Below are 21,260 nucleotides of genomic sequence, written 5' to 3' on the forward strand. Positions count from 1 at the left end.
AGAAAAAAACAGCCTGTCTTAGAACAGGCTGTTTTGTTTTTAGCTATTTAGTCTTCTGTTGAATGACAGGATAGTCTTGTTGTTTCGGTAATTGCTGTAATGCATGATTCATCTTTCTTAAAAACTCATCTGCTTCATCTTGATGAAATGAATCTTCGGTGTATTCACTACGTTCTTGAAAGACGACACCACAACCAGTTATTTTCATATTTTCAGGATTAAATGACCAGTCATTTGGATTCTTTAAGTTAATGTTTAAATCACTTTCACAACTTTTCCATAAACGTAAAAAATCATTTGATAACTCTGCTTTAAATCCTCGTGCTGGATAGACCGAGAAGCCTTTCATTTCGGGATTAGAAAACTGTATAAACATGTCTACTGGCATACCGCCCCAAATGATTGCTGTATTTTCTGGTAAAGTAATACCTGATAAATTTTTCTCTTTTAAAGCATGTGATTGCTCAAATTTCTGCCTGAAATTTTGGGACTGATAGGTGAGCTTGGTTTGGGGTGGGATTGGAATACCACGAACTTGATTACTGACAGTTGTCATATAGTACGGAGAATTATCAGTACCATTGCATCCTGCGATTAAGGGGCAACCACCACAAGCCGTTAAACTAAAACTTGTAAGACCCAGTAAGCCTAAAACAATAATTTTATTCATTCTATTTTACTGTTGTTATGACATATTGGGTCAGTATAACCAATCTATGCATTAAGAGGACTATGTTTAAGAACAACGAAATAATCATCTTTAAATGTAATTATGTTTTTACTTGACTGGCTGCTGCAAAGGCGGATCAAATAAAGATTTACAGCTCTCTAGGTCTTTGCACGAAGCAAACATAAGGGCTTTAGGTAGACTCGCATACAAATTTGTAATGTGTTGCTCAGCCGGGTTATAAAAATGCCAATAAGTAAATTGATCTGAATGTTTATTTTCCAGAGCTTTAAAGAAATCTGTTTCATTAAATTTATTATCAAGTTGAGTACGAGGCCCGCCTTGCTCATGTGTACCGACTGTGGTCAAAAGCATCGGAGAATTGCTTTGTTTTTGACTTTGCCAATGATTTAACTTTTGAAATAACATGCCTTGGTCAAACCAAAGAGAAGGGCTTGCAGCAAAGTAACGTTGGAATGCATCTGGCTTTTGAAAAAAATGATAAAGAACCAATAAGCCGCCAAAAGAATGCCCATATAGACTCTGTTGTTGACTATTAACTGGAAACTGTTTTGCAATTTCTGGTTTGAGTTCATCATTTAAGAAATTGATGAATTTGTCAGCACCACCATATTTATATTTACCTTGTACCTGAAATTCAGCAGAAGGTTTTGGTGTGTAATCATAAGCACGTTTTTGCACATCAAAAGTTTTTTGCTGCGGGTAACCAACCGCGACAATCATGAGCGGGTCTAGGCCTAATTTTGCAGAACCTGCAGCAATAGACTGGGCAATATTGGCAGCACTTGGAAATATTGCATTGCCATCTAATATATAAAGTACTGGATAACCATGTTGGGGTGGGGCAACGGGTGGTTTATAAATTTGAATAAGATAATCATGGCCTGTATTTTTAGATTTAATTTGAAACTGTGCCTGATTATTTTGAAAAACGATTTTTGATTGATTTTGTGTAGAAGTTTGAGCCAAAACAGAGCTACTTATTAATGAGCTCAAAAGGAAACAGCAAGGTAAAAAGAAAAATGATTTATACATAATGGGGAATAATAAAATTTATTACACAAATGATAAATGAAAATCATTATCAAATAAAGCAATTCAAGAAATGTGTGCAAAAAGGTTAATGAAAAAAGCTCTTACAGCTATATTGCCTAACAAATCAAAGCAGACTATTGTTATACTCTCGTTTAAAAGATGATTTTACTGAGGCTGCATTCTAATGATCAACGATGATCAAAACAAAACGACTTCTCTTAGTTTAGAACAAATTCGCGAAGATATTGATAGCGTGGATCAACAGATTCAAGAATTATTAAATCGACGCGCAAGCCTTGCTGAAGCTGTTGCGAAAGCTAAATTTGCTTCCGAAGAGAATCCTTTGTTTTATCGTCCTGAACGTGAAGCGCAGGTTTTACGTAAAGTGATGGAGCGTAACCAAGGTCCTTTGTCTGATGTAACCATGGCGCGATTGTTCCGTGAAATTATGTCTGCTTGCCTCGCTTTAGAAGCACCGCAAAGTATTGCATTTTTAGGGCCAGAAGGTACTTTTACTCAATCTGCTGTGCTTAAGCATTTTGGTAAGGATGCGGTTGTACGCCCACTTCCAACGATTGATGAAGTCTTCCGTGAAGTGGAAGCAGGTAGTGCACATTACGGTGTAGTTCCAGTCGAGAATTCATCTGAAGGTGTTGTAAACCATACCTTAGATTGCTTTAAGACATCGAATTTAAATGTGATTGGTGAAGTTGAATTGCGTATTCATCATCAATTCCTCGTTTCTGAAAATACACGTAAAGACAGTATTAAGCAGATTTATGCTCATCAGCAAACTCTGGCCCAATGTCGCCAGTGGTTAGATGCGCATTATCCAGGTGTTGAGCGTGTTGCTTTAAACTCAAATGCAGAAGCTGCGCGCCGTATTCGCAATGAATGGCATTCGGCAGCGATTGCATCTGATATTGCAGCAGGCATGTATAACCTTGAAATCTTACATAGCAATATTGAAGATAATCCGGAAAATACGACACGTTTCTTAGTGATTGGCCGTGAAAAAATTCCACAAAGTGGTAATGACAAAACATCGTTATTGATTTCAGCACATGATCGTGCGGGTGCTTTATTAGAAATTTTAGCACCATTTGCAAAACATAATATTAGCTTAACAAGTATTGAAACTCGTCCAGCATTACCTGAAAAGTGGGCATACGTATTCTTTATCGATTTAGAAGGTCATATAGAACAAGAGAATGTTGCTGCTGCGATTAATGATATTCGCCCAATGGTGAAAGAGATTCGTATTTTAGGTTCTTATCCTGCCGCTGTTCTGTAATCACTTATGTTGGAATAATGACATGCATCAAGATAAGCATGTCATTATGCTTAAAAACAAATTGCTCAATGGTTTAAATAACCTTGAGCAAAAGCAAAGTTGAAGTTATGTCACAACCCCTATTTAAAAAAGTTGCATTTATTGGTTTAGGACTCATCGGGTCGAGTTTAGCTCGTGTTATTGTTGCAGAAAAGTTGGCCACAACAGTTGTTGCATCTACACGCTCACAGAAAACTTTAGAAGATGCAAAATCACTTGGCTTAATACAAGAAGGATTTTCTGATCCTGTTGAAGCTGTGAAAGGGGCAGATTTAGTCGTTTTAGCCTTGCCAGTACGTGCTACGCAAAAAGTGCTTGAGCAAATTAAACCTTATTTGTCAGAAACCACAATTGTAACTGATGTGGGGAGTACAAAAGGTAATGTCGTTGATGCAGCAAAAGCTGTATTTGGTGAAGATTTACCAGCAGGTTTTGTACCGGGACATCCTATTGCAGGTAGTGAACACACGGGTGTTCATGCAGGTAAGGTTGATCTATTTGCAAATCACAAAGTAATTTTAACGCCGTTACCAACAAGCGCAAAATGGGCAGTTGATAAACTGATTCAACTTTGGTCAGCAGCTAAAGCTGAAGTCATTTGTATGGATGTTGCCAAGCATGATGAAGTGCTGGCGCATACGAGTCATCTACCACATTTAATGGCATTTAATCTGGTCGAGCAACTTGCAAATCGTGAAGATAATCTTGATATTTTCCGTTATGCAGCAGGTGGTTTCCGTGACTTTTCAAGGATTGCAGCTAGTGATCCTCAAATGTGGCATGACATTTTCTTTGCCAATAAAACAGCGATATTAAATGCTGTAGATGGCTTCGAAAAACAACTTACCGTACTTAGAAAATTGATTGAAAACGAAGATTCTCATGCATTAATGGGTTTACTCGGCCATGCTCAAGCTGCACGTCAGCATTTCAATCATATGTTAGCCAAAAAACCTTTAATGGAGAAAAATAAGGTGACACAGCAATTCAGTATCTTACCGGGAAATAAGGCCTTTAAAGGTAAATTTACCGTACCGGGTGACAAATCTGTGTCACATCGCTCCATTATGTTTGGTGCTATTGCCGAAGGCACTACCCATGTAACTGGCTTCCTTGAAGGTGAAGATGCTTTGGCAACTTTGCAAGCTTTCCGTGATATGGGCGTAAGCATTGAAGGCCCTAAAAATGGTGAAGTGACTATTCATGGTGTAGGCATGCATGGTTTAAAAGCACCAGCAAGTGCATTGTATATGGGTAACTCGGGTACAAGCATGCGTTTGCTTTCAGGCATGTTATCAGCACAGAAGTTTGATTCAGTGATGACGGGTGATGCGTCACTTTCTAAACGTCCAATGGAACGTATTGCTAAGCCATTACGTTTAATGGGTGCGCAAATTCAGACTACAGGTGAGAAAGGTACACCACCTGTCAGCATTACTGGTGGTCAACAATTAAAAGGCATTCAATACGATTTACCTATGGCATCTGCTCAAGTGAAGTCTGGTATTTTACTTGCGGGCCTATGGGCTGAAGGTGAAATCTCTGTTACAGAACCAGAGCCAACTCGTGATCATACAGAGCGCATGCTTCGTGCATTTGGTTATGATGTTAAAACCGAAGGCAACAAGATTTCTCTTGTTGGTGGCGGAAAATTAGTAGGTACTGACATTCAAGTACCATCAGATATTTCGTCAGCTGCTTTCTTTATGGTGGGTGCTGCAATTACTGAGGGTTCTGATGTTATTCTGGAAGCTGTAGGTATTAACCCAACACGTACTGGCGTAATTGAAATTTTAAAACAGATGGGTGCTGACCTAACTGTTGAAAATGAACGTATTGCTGGTGGTGAACCTATTGCTGATATTCATATTAAAGGTTCACGCACGCTTAAAGGCATTCATATGCCCGAAGATCAAGTGCCTTTGGCAATTGATGAATTCCCAGCTTTATTTATTGCAGCAGCTTGTGCCGAAGGCCAAACGGTACTAACTGGTGCGGCAGAACTTCGTGTGAAAGAATCTGACCGTATTCAGGTTATGGCAGATGGCTTAAAAATCATGGGTATTGACTGCACGCCAACTGATGATGGCATCATTATCGAAGGTAAGGGTAAGTCAGGTGATTGGTCACCAATCTTTGCTGGTGGTGAAATTGAATCACATCATGACCACCGTATTGCCATGAGTTTTAGTATGGCAGGCCTTCGTAATTCTGGTCCGATTACCATTCAGGGTACTGAAACTGTGGCGACAAGCTTCCCAACTTTCACTGAGTTGGCGAATCGTGCAGGCTTAACAATCGAAGTTAGCCAATAACTTTTGACTTAACACATTTTATAATTGCTAACACAATAGCAACGGCAGCAGCGGGCTAAAGGCTTGGCTGCTGTTTGTTTATTGCTTATGCTAAGCGCAGATAATGATAAAAGTGTTAGGACAAAGGATGAAAAAATTACAATTTATTGCCAGTTGCCCACAACATGGGGTGCTTGATCATCCACCAAATGAATGCCATATCACTCAAGAATATGTAGCGGCTTTACTGTTTAAACAATTGGGGCACTATGGCTTTGATGCACAGCATATTGTGCATGAGCATGAAAAGGTAGAAGTGAGTATTGATAATCACCTTTTACCCTTGTCGATTACTTGTCAGAAAACAGACCACGATGGGCATTTGATGTGTGAAATCTCTGCCAATCCAGATGAAGAGCAAGACTGGTTTGAAAAGATTGAAACACAAAGCATTATTCGTCAACTTGCGCAGGCCGTTGAAAATAGTTTGAAAGCTGATCATAGCTTTTCAGCATTTGAGTGGAAAAACTAAAAAATACGCTTGTTAATATTTATTTGTGAAGTACGACCTTTTAAAAAGTCGTACTATCTCTTTAGATTAAAGATAAAAATACAAAATCTTTCCTGAAATTCCTACCTATCTTTAATGCATTGTGTATATTGAAATTATTAAGATATTTACATAATTAGAGTGTGGTTTTCATGACACAAGTTAATATTGCAGCGTTATCTCCTCAAGTGGTTTGGCAGCATTTTCAAACACTTTGCACTATTCCTCGTCCTTCAAAGCATGAACAGCAGCTTCGTGAATTTTTACAAAACTGGGCACAAAGTCGGAATTTAGAAACTTACGTAGATGAAGTCGGTAATTTAATTATCCGTAAGAATGCGACTGCGGGTAAAGAACATGTGTCTGGAGTCATTCTGCAAGGCCATTTAGATATGGTTACACAAGCCAACACTGGCACAGTACACGACTTCTTTAAAGACCCGATTCGTCCAGTTCTTGAAGATGGCTGGTTAATTGCTAAAGATACAACTTTAGGTGCTGATAATGGCATTGGTGTAGCTTTAGCTTTGGCAGTTCTAGACTCAAATGATATTGCTCATGGCCCAATTGAAGTTCTTTTAACTGTTGATGAAGAAGCAGGTATGAGTGGTGCACGGCTTTTACAGGCAGGTGTGCTAAAAGGGAAATGGCTATTTAATATTGATACAGAAGAGTGGGGCGAGCTATATCTCGGATGTGCTGGCAGTATTGATGTTGAAGTTGAGCAACCACTTAATTATGAACCAATTCCTGAAAACTTGATGGTTGTGAATATTCAGGTTGCTGGCCTTAAAGGTGGTCACTCTGGTGTAGATATTCATTTAGGACGTGGCAATGCCAACGTTATTCTGGCCCGCTTTTTAAATGAGTATTTAGCAAAGCTGGGTGGACACCTTGTTGAATTTACAGGTGGTACAGCTCGTAATGCTTTACCTCGAGAAGCATTGGCAACTATTGCAATTTCGCCTAACCAATTACCTGAATTAGAAAAATTACTCGCTGAATATCAAACGACATGGAAAAAACAGCTACAAGGTATTGATGACAATCTGCAATTAACTATTCAGCCTAATAGTGCTGAAGTGACCGAAGTAATTGCTCAACAACAGCAAAACGAGTGGTTACAAGCTTTAGCAACAAGTCCTTATGGCGTTGCAAGTATGAGTCAAGCTCTCCCAGATGTGGTTGAGACTTCAAATAATATTGGGGTGGTGAGACTAAATAGAGAAGGCGGAAAAGCTGTTTTAATGGTTCGCTCAATGGTGAATCAAGAAGCTCAAGATTTTGCAGAAAAAATTCAGGCACATTTTAGTCAATTTAATATCGCCTCTATACTCACACCATTAGTTTCAGGTTGGACACCAAATCCTGACTCGGCTGCTCTAAAGTGCTTACAACAAGCCTATCAAAATGCATTTAATATTGAGCCCAATCTTAAAGTGATTCATGCTGGTTTGGAATGTGGAATTATTGCCGAACATTATCCACATTTACAGATGGTATCGTTTGGCCCAGATATTCAAGGGGCGCATGCGCCGGGTGAGCGAGTGAAAGTAGATACCGTAGATAAATGCTGGAAGCTGTTGGTAACGGCTTTGGCATCTGTAGAGTAATTTTTTAGAAATAAGAAGCTCAGTCATGAGCTTCTTAAACTTTGACCTTTACATGAAAATGATTTTTACCTAACTCGATAAATTCGATTTCATTCCTAATATAACTTTTACTCGATTTTTAAAAGCTGTCCTGTTTTGCTTAAAGTAAACTCATCAAAATCATTTGCTAAATAAAAATGACCTTTATAAAACTGGCGAACTTCTTCAGCAATAGCTTGCTGTCCAGTTCTATCCTGATGTCTAGGGCTAAAGTGCGTCAGAATTAAATTACCCAGAGATTGCTGCTCTGCAAATTGAGCCACCATTTTTGCTGAACTATGCATTGGACCTTTGCCGACTTTATCTAAAACCGTTTGCAAGTAAGTTGCTTCATGAATGAGTAATTGAGCATCTTTGCAAGCCTCTGCTAATAGTTCAGGTTGATCATTATCACCACCTATAATTGCATGGATTTGCTGATTCTGAACTTTGATAAAGTCTTTCGATTTTAAACTTTGTCCTTCAAACTCAACATCGTAGCCTCGTTTTAAATGTCCCCAAATATCGCCTTTGGGTACACCAAGCTGAGTTAAAGTTTGGATATCTAACTTCTTCTATGTAGATTTTATATAAATGCTAAAGGCAAAACTTGGGACACGATGGCTAAGAGGATGGGCCTGAACGATAAAATCATCAGAGATCTGCTGAGACTCTATTACCTCATTAACATCAATGAAATTGATGGGATAGGGCAAATATAAATCTGTAAGTTGGGCAGTGACTTCAAACCATTGCTGAATTTCTTTCGGTGCAATCACGATTAAGGGTTTGCTACAGGCATTCATGCCTGCACTTGCCAATAAACCAACTAAACCATAACAATGGTCGCCATGAACATGTGTAATACAAATGGCAACTAGGTTTTGTAGTGAAAGTTTGGCTTGTTGAATGCGATGCTGTGTCCCTTCGCCAGCATCAATTAAAATCCAGTCCTTATTTTTGCTGTTACGAACTGCTAATCCTGAAACATTACGTGTAAGAGTGGGTACACCTGAAGAGGTACCTAAAAAAGTAAAATGAAGCATATTCTTGGAATTTTTAGTCAAATGTTTAGAGAGATTATAGACACTTATAAAATTTTATAGAAATTATAGTGAACAAATAATAGCGACCGAGTAAAAAATATTTGGCCCATTTTGGATTAAGTTGGAATAATTTTTAGAAGTTACAGGGTTCAAGAAATGAGGGACATCGATCGAATCTATGTCCCTCAAACTACGTTTATTTCATGATAATAAAGCGTGTAATGATTTGACGAAGCTGTTTTAAATAGCCTGTAAAGAAGTGATTAGCGCCCGGTAAAATCGTAATTGGGTGCTTCTGCGGTTTTGCCCATGCAATCGCATCTGAAAGTAAGGTAATGTCATCTTGCTCACCATGAATGAGTAGAATGTCACCTTGAATTTCAGGAGTTTTATAGTGGCGTAAACCTACTACTGTAGCCGTCGGTAAGCCGCATAAAATTAACTGTATAGGTCGTAATTCAGGATTAAGCTGTGCAAAGCATTTTGCTAAAACATGTGAGCCGAAGCTAAAACCGCCTGCATAAAATGGTAGGTCTTCATGAAGCTTACGAACATGTTCAATGACAGCTAAGATATCTTCAGTTTCACCATGGCCTTCATCATGAACGCCTTCACTACCGCCTAAACCACGAAAGCTCGGGCGGTAAACAATGCAACCATATTCATTAAAGATTTGGGTTAAAAGGGCAGGGACTTTATGTTGAGGGGTTCCACCTTGCAATGGGTGCGGATGACAAACAACCGCAAAGCCTTTGATTTCACCTTCAGGGCGGTCAACGAAAAGTTCAATTTTACCTACTGGACCCTGGATGAAAGTTTGCTCAGACATATAAGAACCGCTAAATAATAATACGTGATGCTATTTTACCGATAGTCGTCATTGAAAACACGAGTTAGCATTAAAAAATATCTACTGTTATAGTTGGTATTAAGAATAATTTTTTCAGGTTATGTATGCTTGCTTTAATTTCTCCTGCAAAAACTTTGGATTATGAAACAGCGTTACCTACAGATGAGTTTACTCAGCCTCGCTTGTTAGAACATTCAGAACAATTAATTGATGTTAGCCGTAAACTTTCTGCTTCGGAAATTGCGAGTTTAATGAGTGTTAGTGAAAAAATTGCCATATTGAATGCAGACCGATTTAGAGATTGGAAGCCCGAATTTGATTTTTCAAACGCTCGTCAGGCAATTTATGCATTTAAAGGCGATGTCTATACGGGTTTAGATGCGTACCATTTAAAAGATAAAGATATTGATTTTGCACAGCAGCATTTGCGTATGCTCTCTGGTCTATATGGTTTATTACGTCCTTTAGATTTAATGATGCCTTATCGTCTTGAGATGGGCACTAAATTAAAAAATACGCGTGGTCATAATTTGTATGAGTTCTGGGGTGAAATTATCACCAATCAGATTAATGAAGATTTGGCAGAAATAAGTTCTGAATTACTTGTAAACTTAGCTTCAGATGAGTATTACAAATCGGTCAATGAGAAAAAAATTAAGGCTGAAATTATTAAGCCTGTTTTCCTAGATCAGAAAAATGGCAAATATAAAGTCATTAGTTTCTATGCGAAAAAAGCACGCGGCTTAATGGCTCGTTTTATGATTGAAAACCAATTAGATAAAGCTGAGGATATTAAAGCGTTCAATACCGATGGATACTACTTTGATGTTGAGAATTCATCAGCAAAAGAGTTGGTATTTAAGCGCGATGAGCAAGTGGCTTAGCCTTACTCAAGTTAAACTCTTGTAAGCGGTAACTATCGTGAAGTGGCATGGATGCCACCGTTTCGCTGTATTACATGGATGTAATATCAGCGAAACAAAAGATTTTTGTTACTTTTCATCTTTGAAAAGTAAAATGCCTATACAAGTTGCACTAAAATTACAACGGCAATTAAAGGCTGTGTTCTTGCAAGAAATAAATTATTTAAAGAAATAACCTGTTTCTGGTGAGCTTGCATTTGCCATACGCTTACGTGGCATACGACCAGCTAAAAATGCTTCACGTCCAGCTTCAACAGCTTTTTTCATTGCAGAAGCCATCAAAATAGGATTTTGAGCAGCTGCAATTGCTGTATTCATCAGTACGCCGTCACAACCAAGCTCCATAGCAATAGCTGCATCACTTGCTGTACCAACGCCTGCATCTACCAAAACTGGTACTTTTGCATTTTCTTTAATAATTGAAATGGTGTGAGGGTTTAAAATACCTAAACCTGAACCAATTAGACTACCTAAAGGCATGATCGCAACACAGCCCATACTTTCAAGTTCTTGCGCAATGATCGGGTCATCAGAGGTATAGACCATAATCTCAAAACCATCATCAATCAAAGTTCGAGCTGCTTTTAAAGTTTCGGTTACATTTGGATATAAGGTCTTTTCATCGCCTAGAACTTCAAGTTTTACTAGGTTATGACCATCGAGTAGCTCACGCGCTAGCATACAAGTACGAACTGCGCTATCAGCATCAAAACAACCTGCGGTATTTGGCAAAATTGTATATTTTTCTGGTGGAATGACAGACAGTAAATTCGGTTGATCTGGATTTTGTCCAATATTCACACGGCGGATTGCGACAGTTACGATTTCTGCACCACTGGCTTGAATAGCTAAATCCGTTTCATTTAAGTCTTTATATTTGCCAGTTCCTACCAATAAACGAGATTGAAAAGAACGTGAACCAATAATGAGAGGGGTGTCTTGCATGGATAACTCCGACTTAGCCGCCGCCAACAGCGTGAATAATTTCGATACGGTCATGTTGAGCAATAGTGATTTGCTCTAATTTGCTTTTAGAAACGATTTGCTGATTGTGTTCGACAGCAAAGCGTTTTCCTTCAAGTGCCATTTCCTGAATGAGTTGCAACAGGTTTTGACAAGGCGTGTCCGTTAATTCGCCATTTAAATAAATTTGCATGATCACATTCCAATTATTTTGCGTATTTGAGGGCATTCCAAGCCAAAACGAGCCATCCAGCTATCATAAATGCTCCGCCAATTGGTGTAATTGCCCCTAAAATTCTCGGTAATCCAAGTGCCATGATATAGAGTGAACCACAGAAAAATAAAATACCGATCTGAATCAATAAGAATGGTAATTTAATGGGGAACGTCAGGATAACTTTGCTTAAAATACCAAGTGCTAATAAGCCTAAAGCATGGTAGAAAAAGTAGTCAGTTGCAGTATGCCACCAAACAAGTTGCTCGGGACTCGCGTGAGCTTTAAGACCATGTGCTCCAAAAGCACCCAACATGACTGCAAAGGCAAGATTAAGGGCTGAAATGGCAATCCACATAACAAAAAACGCAAATGAATAATGAAAGGCAACGTTATCATAGATTGGGTTGGCTAAACATAGCCAGATAAAACAAAAGGGCTAAACGCCCTTTTATTTTTAAACTTATTTTTTAGCTTGCAGACATAGCAATTTTAATTTTTTCCATTGCATTCTTTTCAAGCTGACGAATACGCTCTGCTGATACATTATATTCGGCTGCTAACTCGTGGAGAGTAGATTTATCATCATCTAACCAACGACGTTGTAGAATATTACGCGAACGATCATCTAACTGATCCATTGCATCATGTAAAGCAGAGGTACTTTGCTCTTCCCAGTCTTCATTTTCAACTAAACGAGCTGGATCATAGCGATTATCTTCAAGATACAATGCAGGTGCAGTATGCGGAGTGTCATCGTCGTCGTCGCCTTGAGCTTCGAAAGCAGCATCATAAGCGGTTAAACGACCTTCCATCTCCAGAACTTGTTCTGCAGTAACATTTAAGTCATTCGCAATCGATTGAGCTTCTTCGAGCGTTAATTTTTTACTCGATTTTTTTAAACTACGCAAATTGAAAAATAATTTACGTTGTGCTTTGGTCGTTGCAATTTTGACAATACGCCAGTTACGAATAACGTATTCGTGAATTTCTGCTTTAATCCAGTGGACGGCAAAAGATACAAGACGCACGCCCATATTTGGGTCGAAACGCTTCACGGCTTTCATTAAGCCTAAATTACCTTCTTGAATAAGGTCGCCTTGTGGTAGGCCATAACCTGCATAGCTGCGCGCAATGTGAACGACGAAACGTAAATGCGACATTACCAGCATTTTTGCGGCATCAAGATCTTGGTCATAATAATAACGTTCAGCAAGTTCTTTTTCTTGCTCGGCCGTTAAAATAGGAATCTGATTGACAGTACTGATATATGCACCAAGGTTTACACCGGGCGCAGACAATGACAGGGGCATCAATTGATTGCTGCTGTCACTCATGATTTCTCCTTGTAGGATCGGATGGGATAACCAATAAATTCATCTTAATTTGAATCAGCTTCATAATTAAGGAAAATTGGGTAGAGAAATGTAAAATTTTATGCAATTTCTAATCTTTTAGTTTATCAAAGAATCATTGAGTTTCAATTAAATAGTGAAATTCTCTTTCGGATATATGTGTTGTCTGACACATAAAATGATGTAAACCACAGTAACGAGTTACATCTATTTCACTATGAGGGTCAGAAGATTTTAATAAGAATAGCTGTTTACCCGATACTTTTTTGAGTTCGCGTTTTAGCATTAATAAAGGCATCGGACAGGGTTGGCCTAAAGCATTAATTTCAATGGGCGCTGTAGTAGAAGAAGTGTTGGTCATTCATCATCAAAACAACTAAAAAAATTATTCTAACAAATTTTTTTATAAATGCTGCACATTTTATAAAAGAAGAAACAAGCAATTACCTATAAAAAATATTGTAATAAGCTGTTTAAAAAAACGACTAAAAATACGGGGAATAATTGAAAAAAATTCTATTAATTGTCATAAACCCGTGGTAAGCTCGAACCGTTTTAAGATTTACCACACACTTAAATTGGTTTAAAAATCTTATAACAAATGGATGTAACCGGAAATTGTTGATAGTTTTACAGAATGATTACAAGCTTTAAGATTATAAATATTTTAAACACTTGTTTGCTCTGCTGTTTGCAACACCGGAAGGTCCTTTTTTCAACATCTGAGGATTGACTTATGACAGCTCGCGAACAAGGCGTAGTAAAGTGGTTTAACGACACTAAAGGTTTTGGCTTTATTCAACGTAACGGTGGTGATGACGTATTTGTTCATTTCCGCGCAATCGTTGGTGACGGTCACCGTTCTTTACGTGACGGCCAACGCGTAGAATTTAGTGTAGTACAAGGTCAAAAAGGTTTTCAAGCTGAAAACGTTCAGCCTTTAGACTAATTCATCTTTTTGATGAATCATGGACGCTCCAATTTTTGAATTGGGGCGTTTTTGTTTATAATGATCTTCTCATTAGAGAGATTGTTTGTTAGAGCACGTATTTATGACATCTGGTTTTGAAACCTTGAATTTACATCCGCAACTTAAAAAGGCGATTGATGCTTTAGGGTTTAAGCAAATGACCCCGATTCAGCAAAAGGTTTTAAAATATACGTTGGGCGGGCATGATGCGATTGGTAGAGCGCAAACAGGAACAGGTAAAACTGCTGCTTTCCTTATTAGTGTAATTAATGACTTGTTACATAACCCAATTCAAGAGCAGCGTTTTCGTGGTGAGCCACGTGCCTTGATTTTGGCGCCTACGCGTGAATTAGCATTGCAAATCGAAAGCGATGCAAAGTTACTCACAAAATTTTCAGATTTACACATCGTGACACTGTTGGGTGGCGTAGATTTCGATAAGCAAAAGAAACAGTTGGATGCTAATTTTGTCGACATCATCGTTGCCACTCCTGGGCGTCTAATTGATTTTGTAGAACAAAAAGAAGTTTGGCTCGATCAAATTGAATTTTTAGTCATCGATGAAGCTGACCGCTTATTGGACATGGGTTTTATTCCTTCTGTAAAACGTATTGTGCGTTATTCCCCACGTAAGGAACAACGTCAAACGCTCATGTTCTCGGCTACTTTTAGTTATGATGTGCTTAATTTGGCAAGACAATGGTTGTTTGAACCAATCACTGTTGAGATTGAGCCTGAGCAAAAAACTAACAATGATGTTGAGCAGCGCGTTTATGTCGTCGCTAAACAAGATAAATATCGTTTGCTACAAGATATTTTGCGTGAAGAGCCTATCGATAAAGTTATGATTTTTGCGAATCGACGTGATCAAGTACGCCGTCTTTATGATCATTTAAAGAGAGATGGATATCGCGTCGGTATGCTTTCAGGTGAAATTGCTCAAGATAAACGTTTAAAAATGTTAGAGCAGTTTAAGCAGGGTAAAAATAATGTCATGATCGCAACTGATGTTGCAGGCCGTGGTATTCATGTTGATGGCGTATCTCATGTGATCAACTATACTTTGCCTGAGCAATCAGATGATTATGTACACCGCATTGGACGTACAGGTCGTGCTGGGTCACAAGGTGTAAGTATAAGTTTCTTATCTGAAGATGATGCTTTTTACTTGCCGGAAATTGAAAAAGCAATTGGTAAGAAATTACCATTAACCCGTCTAGACGGTTATTGCTAATAAAAAAATCCCAATCAGTTGATTGGGATTTTTTTTGATTAATTAATTTTACAATAGAAGGTAAGGGTTGTTTGATAATCATCGTCTTTTGCAAGTGATGCATTTTTGCCAGTTAAGGTGCCAATTACACCAGCCGCCGCTTCAACCATTTGACCAGTTTTTTCGCTTACAACATCTTTTAATACACCGTTGTATGTTGTTTTTTCATCTACTACAACAGGACTGGTGCTTTTTGAACAAGTTTTTTGAGCGGCAGTAATCGCATTATTTTTTGCAATTAGGTTCGTTTTTCCAATACCTGTGACTTCAAATTGATTATTTTCTTTTTGAACTGCCAAAGTGTTCTTAGGGGTAGTGGCACAAGCACCTAGTAATAAAACAACACTACTCAACGCACTCGCTAAAATTATTTTTTTCATGTTTCACCTAATATCGCTAATTGCTAAAATAATTATATATTTGAACACAGCTTTTCTAATTGTTTTTGAAGACGTTGTATGAGTTTTGATGTTTTGTATTAAAAAATGTCAAAGCATGACCTGATTGTTTTTATGTTTTAGATACGATGGTGGATTATCTGTAGATTATGCTAATCTATTTTGAATTTTTTGAGTTAGATCAATATTAATGACGGATTCAGCAATACAGATAATTCATCAGAATATTCACCAACGTCAATCTATTGGTCAATTGATTGAGCCTGCGCCAAATGCAGATCAATTAGAATTGGCTTTTCAAGCTGCGTTAACTGCTCCTGACCACCATAGACTTAAACCAACACGTTTTGTCGTTATCGAGGCTGAACAACGTGCTGCTTTTGGTGAAGTTTTAGCAAAAGCTTTGGCTGATTTAGGTGAAACTGACTCAGCGCAACTTGAGCGGGTTAAGCAACATCCTTTCCGCGCACCTTTACTCATTTTAGCGCTTACGCAGCTGCATGATCACCCCAAGGTTCCTCATTTTGAACAGATTTTAAGTACGGGGGCTGCCGTACAAAACCTTTTATTGTCTTTACAAGTTCAAGGTTTTTCTACCATGTGGCGTAGTGGCGCTGTTGTCGAATCAAATTGGTTAAAACAGCATTTAGGATTGCAACCACATGATTTAATCTCAGGTATTATTTATGTGGGCACAGCAGCTAAAGCGATTGCACCGCGTGCAGATATTGAAAGTAAAGAATTCGTAAAAGTTTGGCAGGCATAAAAGTCTGTAGAAGTAAGAAATAGGATAATAAAGCATGGCTGAATTTAAGTTTACAGATTTAGTGGAACCTGTTGCGGTCGATAAAAAAACAGCATTACGTATTACTGTTTTAGGTGGAGGCAGTTTTGGTACGGCTATGGCGAATTTAGCTGCACGTAATGGCTGCGACACCATGATCTGGATTCGTGATGCTGATACAGCAGAAGAAATCAATAAAACCCATATTAATAAACGTTATTTGCCAGACTTTGTTTTAGAGTCCTCATTGCGTGCTGTGTCTGATCTTGAACAAGCAGTATGTGATCGAGATATTATTTTAGTGGCCATTCCTAGCCATTCATTTCGTGATGTCTTAAAACAAATTGCTCCTTTTATTACTGCACAAGCGATTGTCTCTCTAACCAAGGGTGTCGAGGCTAAAACTTTTAGCTTCATGAGCGATATTATTCGCGAAGAATTGCCAGAAGTGCCTTATGGGGTATTGTCTGGACCAAACCTCGCTAAAGAGATTATGGCAGGTATGCCATCTGGTACTGTTATTGCCAGTGATTCTGAACTCGTTCGTTATGCTGTACAGCATGCTCTGCATAGTGCGTTATTCCGAGTTTTTGGTAGTGATGATGTGCATGGTGTTGAACTGGGTGGAGCACTTAAAAATATTTATGCCGTTGCAATGGGAATTGGTGCAGCTTATAAAATTGGTGAAAACACCAAGAGTATGATTTTAACGCGTGCTTTGGCCGAGATGAGCCGTTTTGCAGTCAAACAAGGTGCAAACCCATTAACGTTCTTAGGTTTGTCTGGCGTTGGTGACTTATTTGCAACCTGTAATAGTCCATTAAGCCGTAATTATCAAATTGGTTATGCTTTAGGCTCAGGTAAAACACTTGACCAAGCGAGTAAAGAATTGGGGCAAACCGCTGAAGGAATTAATACGATTGTTCAGGTGCGTGGTAAAGCAGAAGAACTAGACGTATATATGCCAATTACCAACGCTTTATATGAGGTTATCTTTGAAGGGGCACCTCCTTTGAATATTGCATTATCTCTTATGAAGAATGGGCACCGTAGTGATGTTGAGTTTGTTTTACCTCATCATGAAGTCTGAAGAAGAAATGTCATAAATTACGGTTATAATGCAAGAATTATTAACAAGGAATATTTATGCAACTGACATTAGTTCGTCATGGGGAAGCTGCTCCTCCAGTAAATGGTAATGATACTAAACGTCCACTTACTGCTCGTGGGCATGCTCAAGCTGAACAGACAGCAACATTTTTAAAAGATATTGTTAAGCCAGATATTTTTGTAGTGAGTCCATTATTGCGTGCTCAAGAAACATTAGCGCATATTCAAACTTATTTTAAAGATGTTCCCGTGCTGTTATGCGATAAAATTAAACCAGATGATAATGCGAAAGAAGCGGTTGAGTGGTTGTCTCAGGTTCCGTATGAGTCAATTGTAGTCGTCTGTCATATGAATGTAGTAGGGCATATTGCTGAACTATTGACTCATGAAAACTTTAATCCATTTGCACTTGCCGAAGCTCGAATTTATGATCAGGCGGTGATTGCTACTGGTTTATCAACACAAAAAAATAGTTTTGTACCCACAATATAATTAAAAAGGTCATTTAGCCCATTATGCTGTATTTATGGATGCCTGAAACCAATGGAATATGGCATTGGTCTAACGGAGAAAACTGGTTGCAGGCAGCAAGTCTTGATCAATTAATACAAGATCTGCAACTACATCAAGGAAAAGAAGCTGTCATCTTTTTCCCTAGTCGCCATGCTCAGGTACTCCAGCAGCACATGGCAAAGTCTCATTACAAGCAACTCGGGGCAGACGGTGTTAAATATTTGCTTGAAGAATTTGTGACTTTGCCGATTGATCATATGAAAGTGGTTCACCATTTTCATGCTGATCAATTGACTATATTGGGAGTGGCAAAAACAACAGTAGAAACATGGCAACATGCAATGGCTTTGCTGCCTATTAAACTCGTTGCTTTATTGCCAGACTTTTTAATTTTACCGGAACCTCAAGATCAGCAAGTGGTCTTATGCAATATTGACCAGAAATTACTTGTGCGTGAAAGTAAATGGGTCGGTAATTCTCTAGATGATTTAGGATTGTTTTTAGAGTTCCAGCCGGTTGAAACCCATTATCAATATAGTGGTTTGACATCAGAGCAATTAGAAAGCTTGATGGCAGCATCAAGTGCTGAGCAGCGTTCAGAATTTATTTATCAATTTCAGGCATTAGATAAACCTAAACAGCATCCTTTTAATGTTCTACCTAAAGCTAAAGGGCAAGAGCAATCGGTTTCAGGTTATTGGAAAGCATGTGCTGCTGTTATTTTAGCAATTATAGTGGTTCAGTTTAGCTATGACTTGTTGCGCTGGGTAAAGTTAAAAAGTGTGGCTAATCAAACCGCTGAACAGACGATTGAGCAATATAAATATTGGTTTGGTTCTTCTAGTCGTGTAAATGAGCAGAACATAAAAAGCCAATTTGAAAGTCATTTACGCATGAGTAAGCAAGGTGATACACAAGCACTTTCTTTATTGAGTCGTGTTGGACCTATTTTAATGCAAAGACAAATTTTAGCTCAGCAGTTAAATTATGATGCGTCAATATTAACAATGGCATTAAAAGCAAAGTCGGCAGATGATTTACAAGCTTTAACTCAGCAACTTAACCAGCAGGGATTTAAAGCAGAGCTCGGTAATGTTCAGGCCGACGGTGGTGGGGCAATTGGGGTGGTGAAAATACAATAATGAAAATGATAACTCAATTGCAAAACCGCTTTGATCAGTGGGTTGAACAGATCGTTCAATATTTGGATCGCTTAACTGTACGTGAACGTATTATGGTCATCTTTACTACAATCTTTGTCGTTGTGGCTATTGTAGGAGCTTCACTTTGGAAAATGCATTCTTTGGCAGAACAACAACAACAACGCTTAAATGATTTAAAAGATTTGATGGTATGGATGCAGAGTAATGCGGTTACCATGAAACCCGCAAATGAACTTGAGTTGGGTCAATCGGAAAAAATACAACGTGTAGCTCAGCAACAAGGCTTAACCGTTACTTCTCAACAAAATGGTGAGCAGTTACAAATTATTGTTACTCATCAGAATTATGCAATTTTAGCGAACTTTTTGACCCAACTTGCTCAAATGGGCTTAAGTATTCAAAAAATGGAAATGGTTTCAAGTGACGGACAGATTAAATTAACAGCGACGGTTCAATAACATATTAAAATATGGTGTTCTTAAGCATGGTGTTTTGTGCTGCCTGTGCCTATAATATGCCTACCTAAAATCAGTAGACTGTGATTGGTATGTTATATTCACTTGCTCGCCCGATGTTGTTTAGTTTAGCACCAGAGCGTGCCCATGAATTAACATTATCTATGCTTGATAAAGCACATAAGTTCGGCCTGCTACGCCAGAGCGTAGAATCAAAACCAACAACCTGTATGGGAATTGAATTTCCAAATCCGGTGGGTTTGGCGGCTGGACTTGATAAGAATGGTGCACATATTGATTCTTTAGCCGGACTGGGTTTCGGTTTTATTGAAATTGGAACAATTACACCGCGTCCTCAATCGGGTAATCCACAACCGCGATTGTTCCGTATTCCTGAAGCTAAAGCCATTATTAACCGCATGGGTTTTAACAATGATGGTGTTGATAAGCTTGTTGAGAATGTCAAAGCTTCAAAATTTAAAGGAATTCTAGGTATTAACATTGGTAAGAATGCAGATACGCCTGTAGAAAAGGCTGTTGATGATTACCTGATTTGTCTTGAGAAAGTTTATAACTACGCCTCTTATATTACTGTTAATATTTCATCTCCAAATACTAAGAACTTAAGAAGTTTACAAAGTGGCGATGCATTAACTGAATTATTGCAAACATTAAAAGAAAGACAACTTGAGCTTGCCGAGCAATATAACCATTATGTTCCTTTAGTTTTAAAAGTTGCGCCTGATTTAACAGCTGAAGATGTTGAGTTTATTGCAGCACAATTATTGCAATTTAAGATTGATGGTTTAATTGTTACCAATACGACTTTATCTAGAGACGGTGTAGAAAACCTTCCTAATGGTAATGAGTCGGGCGGATTATCAGGTGCGCCTGTTTTTGAAAAAAGTACCGAATGCTTACGTTTATTTGCCCAAACGTTAAAAGGACAAATCCCGTTAATTGGCGTGGGTGGAATTTTGTCGGGTGAACAAGCAGCAGTCAAACAGCAAGCTGGAGCAACATTAGTACAAATCTATAGCGGATTGATTTATACCGGTCCTATATTAGTAAAACAATGTGTTGCAGCCATGACTTAAGTGAATATGAACACAATTGATATCATTATTCTGATACTTTTGCTCATTGGGGGGCTAAACGGTTTGCGACAAGGATTTATCAAAGCCTTTGCGAACTTGATAGGATGGATCATTGCATTAATTATGGGTGCAAAATATGCTGTCCTTCTTGCGCCGTCCATGTCTGGTTTGAGTCATGATCCGGTTGTTCAAAAAATTGCAGCTTTCGCATTCATAGCACTGATGATCATTGTTTTAACATGGATCGTCACTGCATTTTTAAATGGCCTCTTGAAAAGTCTGAAATTGGGGCCATTAAATCGTTTAGCAGGTGGTGCTTTTGGTTCCTTAAAGGGCTTGTTGGTTGTGTTGATTACAATGCAAGGCGTTGGGCCTTGGGTTGAAAGTTCACCAAATTGGAAACAGTCCATACTTATACAATTTTTACTGCCTTATGCACCTTTAGCGACCGAATTGTCTAAGGATGCTGCAAGTGAGGCATTTCATCAAATAACATCTGGAGGTAGTGCATCAAGCACCCCTTCAAAACCAATGGACGAATCGGAAGATTTAGAAAACCGATCCGACCATTCGACAAAGAATCCTTTTTATTAATTCCTAGCTTGTCTGCGAGGT

At 38.5% G+C, this 21,260-nt stretch carries 23 protein-coding genes and 1 pseudogene; 14 read left to right on the forward strand and 10 right to left on the reverse strand.

What is annotated here, in order from left to right; genetic code table 11:
- Nucleotides 1-43: 43 nt before the first annotated feature.
- On the reverse strand, nt 44-670 hold the full coding sequence (locus tag F968_RS05890; protein WP_004791231.1) for a hypothetical protein: 627 nt from the start codon (nt 668-670) through the stop codon (nt 44-46).
- Between the two features lie 108 nt (nt 671-778).
- Nucleotides 779-1,723 (reverse strand): alpha/beta hydrolase, encoded by a 945-nt coding sequence (locus F968_RS05895; protein ID WP_004791233.1) that lies wholly within the window; start codon nt 1,721-1,723, stop codon nt 779-781.
- A gap of 184 nt (nt 1,724-1,907) precedes the next feature.
- Here F968_RS05895 and pheA point away from each other — a divergent pair, with 184 nt between their 5' ends.
- From pheA to F968_RS05915, 4 genes are all read left to right on the forward strand, one after another.
- A complete protein-coding gene (gene pheA / locus F968_RS05900; RefSeq protein ID WP_003650703.1) occupies nt 1,908-3,017 on the forward strand; it encodes a prephenate dehydratase in 1,110 nt (369 codons plus the stop codon).
- A 107-nt stretch (nt 3,018-3,124) separates the two neighbouring features.
- A complete protein-coding gene (locus tag F968_RS05905) occupies nt 3,125-5,371 on the forward strand; it encodes a bifunctional prephenate dehydrogenase/3-phosphoshikimate 1-carboxyvinyltransferase (RefSeq protein ID WP_004791235.1) in 2,247 nt (748 codons plus the stop codon).
- A gap of 127 nt (nt 5,372-5,498) precedes the next feature.
- Nucleotides 5,499-5,882 carry a hypothetical protein gene (locus F968_RS05910; RefSeq protein ID WP_004791237.1) on the forward strand — a complete coding sequence of 128 codons (384 nt, stop codon included), beginning with the start codon at nt 5,499-5,501 and terminating at the stop codon, nt 5,880-5,882.
- Nucleotides 5,883-6,052: 170 nt separating this feature from the next.
- Nucleotides 6,053-7,513 (forward strand): aminoacyl-histidine dipeptidase, encoded by a 1,461-nt coding sequence (locus F968_RS05915; RefSeq protein WP_004791239.1) that lies wholly within the window; start codon nt 6,053-6,055, stop codon nt 7,511-7,513.
- A 107-nt stretch (nt 7,514-7,620) separates the two neighbouring features.
- Here the strand turns inward: F968_RS05915 and F968_RS05920 are convergent.
- Both F968_RS05920 and F968_RS05925 read right to left on the reverse strand, forming a co-directional pair.
- Nucleotides 7,621-8,577: pseudogene (locus F968_RS05920) on the reverse strand (ribonuclease Z).
- Nucleotides 8,578-8,773: 196 nt separating this feature from the next.
- A complete protein-coding gene (locus F968_RS05925) occupies nt 8,774-9,406 on the reverse strand; it encodes an alpha/beta hydrolase (RefSeq protein ID WP_004791245.1) in 633 nt (210 codons plus the stop codon).
- Between the two features lie 125 nt (nt 9,407-9,531).
- Between F968_RS05925 and yaaA the strand changes: the two genes are divergently transcribed.
- Entirely contained in the window at nt 9,532-10,311 is a 780-nt protein-coding gene (gene yaaA / locus F968_RS05930; RefSeq protein ID WP_004791247.1) for a peroxide stress protein YaaA, read from the forward strand.
- A gap of 198 nt (nt 10,312-10,509) precedes the next feature.
- On the opposite strand, the gene F968_RS05935 is transcribed toward yaaA, so the two are convergent.
- From F968_RS05935 to F968_RS05955, 5 genes are all read right to left on the reverse strand, one after another.
- Entirely contained in the window at nt 10,510-11,295 is a 786-nt protein-coding gene (locus F968_RS05935; protein WP_001154366.1) for a thiazole synthase, read from the reverse strand.
- Nucleotides 11,296-11,308: 13 nt separating this feature from the next.
- Nucleotides 11,309-11,506 carry a sulfur carrier protein ThiS gene (thiS, locus tag F968_RS05940; RefSeq protein ID WP_004791249.1) on the reverse strand — a complete coding sequence of 66 codons (198 nt, stop codon included), beginning with the start codon at nt 11,504-11,506 and terminating at the stop codon, nt 11,309-11,311.
- A gap of 13 nt (nt 11,507-11,519) precedes the next feature.
- Nucleotides 11,520-11,885 (reverse strand): DUF423 domain-containing protein, encoded by a 366-nt coding sequence (locus F968_RS05945; protein ID WP_004791252.1) that lies wholly within the window; start codon nt 11,883-11,885, stop codon nt 11,520-11,522.
- 112 nt (nt 11,886-11,997) lie between these two features.
- Complete coding sequence (gene rpoH / locus F968_RS05950) at nt 11,998-12,864, reverse strand: RNA polymerase sigma factor RpoH (RefSeq protein WP_004791254.1); 867 nt, start codon at nt 12,862-12,864, stop codon at nt 11,998-12,000.
- Between the two features lie 133 nt (nt 12,865-12,997).
- The gene (locus F968_RS05955; RefSeq protein WP_004791256.1) at nt 12,998-13,243 is read right to left on the reverse strand and encodes a sulfurtransferase TusA family protein; all 246 of its coding nucleotides are present in this window, start codon (nt 13,241-13,243) and stop codon (nt 12,998-13,000) included.
- Nucleotides 13,244-13,618: 375 nt separating this feature from the next.
- Here F968_RS05955 and F968_RS05960 point away from each other — a divergent pair, with 375 nt between their 5' ends.
- Both F968_RS05960 and rhlB read left to right on the forward strand, forming a co-directional pair.
- Nucleotides 13,619-13,831, forward strand: a complete 213-nt coding sequence (locus F968_RS05960) for a cold-shock protein (protein WP_000126912.1) — start codon at nt 13,619-13,621, stop codon at nt 13,829-13,831.
- Nucleotides 13,832-13,934: 103 nt separating this feature from the next.
- Nucleotides 13,935-15,086: an ATP-dependent RNA helicase RhlB gene (rhlB, locus tag F968_RS05965; protein WP_004791258.1), complete on the forward strand. Its 1,152-nt coding sequence runs from the start codon at nt 13,935-13,937 to the stop codon at nt 15,084-15,086.
- A 38-nt stretch (nt 15,087-15,124) separates the two neighbouring features.
- On the opposite strand, the gene F968_RS05970 is transcribed toward rhlB, so the two are convergent.
- A complete protein-coding gene (locus tag F968_RS05970; protein ID WP_003650739.1) occupies nt 15,125-15,505 on the reverse strand; it encodes a hypothetical protein in 381 nt (126 codons plus the stop codon).
- A 208-nt stretch (nt 15,506-15,713) separates the two neighbouring features.
- On the opposite strand from F968_RS05970, the gene F968_RS05975 reads away from it, so the two are divergent.
- From F968_RS05975 to F968_RS06005, 7 genes are all read left to right on the forward strand, one after another.
- Entirely contained in the window at nt 15,714-16,289 is a 576-nt protein-coding gene (locus tag F968_RS05975) for a nitroreductase family protein (RefSeq protein ID WP_004791260.1), read from the forward strand.
- Nucleotides 16,290-16,323: 34 nt separating this feature from the next.
- On the forward strand, nt 16,324-17,397 hold the full coding sequence (locus tag F968_RS05980; protein WP_004791263.1) for an NAD(P)H-dependent glycerol-3-phosphate dehydrogenase: 1,074 nt from the start codon (nt 16,324-16,326) through the stop codon (nt 17,395-17,397).
- A gap of 56 nt (nt 17,398-17,453) precedes the next feature.
- Nucleotides 17,454-17,909 carry a SixA phosphatase family protein gene (locus F968_RS05985; protein WP_004791265.1) on the forward strand — a complete coding sequence of 152 codons (456 nt, stop codon included), beginning with the start codon at nt 17,454-17,456 and terminating at the stop codon, nt 17,907-17,909.
- Between the two features lie 23 nt (nt 17,910-17,932).
- A complete protein-coding gene (gspL, locus tag F968_RS05990) occupies nt 17,933-19,072 on the forward strand; it encodes a type II secretion system protein GspL (RefSeq protein ID WP_004791266.1) in 1,140 nt (379 codons plus the stop codon).
- Nucleotides 19,072-19,551 carry a type II secretion system protein GspM gene (gene gspM, locus F968_RS05995; RefSeq protein WP_004791268.1) on the forward strand — a complete coding sequence of 160 codons (480 nt, stop codon included), beginning with the start codon at nt 19,072-19,074 and terminating at the stop codon, nt 19,549-19,551. The genes gspL and gspM overlap by 1 nt, the downstream gene beginning before the upstream one ends.
- 89 nt (nt 19,552-19,640) lie before the next feature.
- Entirely contained in the window at nt 19,641-20,645 is a 1,005-nt protein-coding gene (locus F968_RS06000; protein ID WP_004791270.1) for a quinone-dependent dihydroorotate dehydrogenase, read from the forward strand.
- A gap of 6 nt (nt 20,646-20,651) precedes the next feature.
- The gene (locus F968_RS06005) at nt 20,652-21,239 is read left to right on the forward strand and encodes a CvpA family protein (protein ID WP_004791272.1); all 588 of its coding nucleotides are present in this window, start codon (nt 20,652-20,654) and stop codon (nt 21,237-21,239) included.
- The last annotated feature ends 21 nt before the right edge of the window (nt 21,240-21,260 follow it).

Source organism: Acinetobacter sp. NIPH 817 (genome assembly GCF_000368405.1).
GTDB lineage: Bacteria > Pseudomonadota > Gammaproteobacteria > Pseudomonadales > Moraxellaceae > Acinetobacter.